Source organism: Robertmurraya sp. GLU-23, assembly GCF_052983275.1.
Genome location: NZ_JBRKCV010000045.1, coordinates 1 through 1,444, shown reverse-complemented (window position 1 = coordinate 1,444; position 1,444 = coordinate 1). Strand labels below are relative to the sequence as shown.

1 protein-coding gene and 1 rRNA gene are annotated in these 1,444 nt (G+C 33.4%); both read right to left on the bottom strand.

Annotated features, from left to right (window positions below; translation table 11 throughout):
• Positions 1-388: 388 nt before the first annotated feature.
• Positions 389-1,231 (bottom strand): tyrosine-type recombinase/integrase, encoded by an 843-nt coding sequence (locus tag ACVBAX_RS25250; protein WP_447119697.1) that lies wholly within the window; start codon positions 1,229-1,231, stop codon positions 389-391.
• A gap of 131 nt (positions 1,232-1,362) precedes the next feature.
• Positions 1,363-1,444, bottom strand: a 5S ribosomal RNA gene (rrf, locus tag ACVBAX_RS25245); the annotation flags it as partial.

The window sequence follows — 1,444 nt, the reverse complement described above, 5'->3', positions numbered from 1 at the left end:
TCCAATAAAGAGTAAGATTAGCTCTTAAAGTTTAAAACTTAGTTAAAACGTTGACGTTTGTTGTTGTCTTGTTCAGTTTTCAAGGTTCAATTAAGCACTTGATTATCTTACTATATCATTTCACCATTGTCAACTTCTACGAAAAACTTTTTTGAAAGTTTTTTTCAAGTCGTTGTTGTCGGCTACATGTATTACTATATCATCTTAATTCGCAGAAGTCAACTTCTGTTTTAAAATTATTTTTCTAAGTGGCTTCACCGTTTTGAAGCCAAGAATTATATTCTACATAATTCCTATACATAATACAACAACTTTTTGTTAAGAATTATTAAAAGCCATGTACAACTCGTACATGGCTTTTAATTACAGAACCGATATTTTAAACAACCTAACCTAGTGTATCTTTAGAAAAAGTATTCTGAATCGCCTTTTCTAACTCTAGTTGTTTCATTCGAGATTTTGCATACCTTTTTGTTACATTAATGTCTTTGTGACCTGCTAATTCAGATACTATTTCTAATGCAACTCCTTTATCAACAAGTCGCTGACAAAAGGTATGCCTTAATTTGTGAGGATTCACTTGATACTTTTTAAGCATATACTGAACCGATCTCTCAGTAAGTCGTTCGTTGGACTTGGAAACAAACAAAGCATCTTCGATATGATTTAATTCTATATGATTCTCCAGATAAGCTCTTGCTTCATCAGATAATGGTATCACTCTACCTTCACCAGTAGAGTGATGTTTAACTAACACTAGATTTCTTTCGAAATCAATATCAGACTTATTTAGAGAACATAATTCTGACACTCTAATACCCGTATGAAGCAATAAATAGACAATAGCAATGTTTCTATTATGTCCATCCTTTTTTACTTCACGAACAAGTTGGTCACATTCAAAAGTGGTTAACACTTCAATTTCGTCTTTTTTCTCTACGGGAACCACAGTTATATCAATGATGATATCAGGTTTCTTCAAAAATTTTGCAAAGGTACGAATCGATCCAAGTATTTTATCAATAGTTACTGGACTTTTCCCCTGCTGCTCTAAAAAAGAAACATATAATTGTACGTCCTTTTGTGTTATGTCCTCTAAATAAATCGAATATTGTTGAAGCCAGTCTTGATATTTTTGAATTTCACGTTGATATGTTGTGACCGTACTAGGTGATTTCCCTACTTGTTTAAGCCATTCTGTAAACTGAGCTAGAACATTAGTTTCTTGCAACTATATCACTCCAATCAATCAGACTTGGTATTACTTACATCTTATAGGAAATGACTAAAGAAGTAAACTTCCGCGAAAAAAATTATATAAAAAAAGAGAGCAGTCATGTTGACTACTCTCTTTTATCAGGTGCCTGGCGACGTCCTACTCTCACAGAGGGAAACCCTCAACTACCATTGGCGCTGAAAAGCTTAACTTCCGTGTTCGGTATGG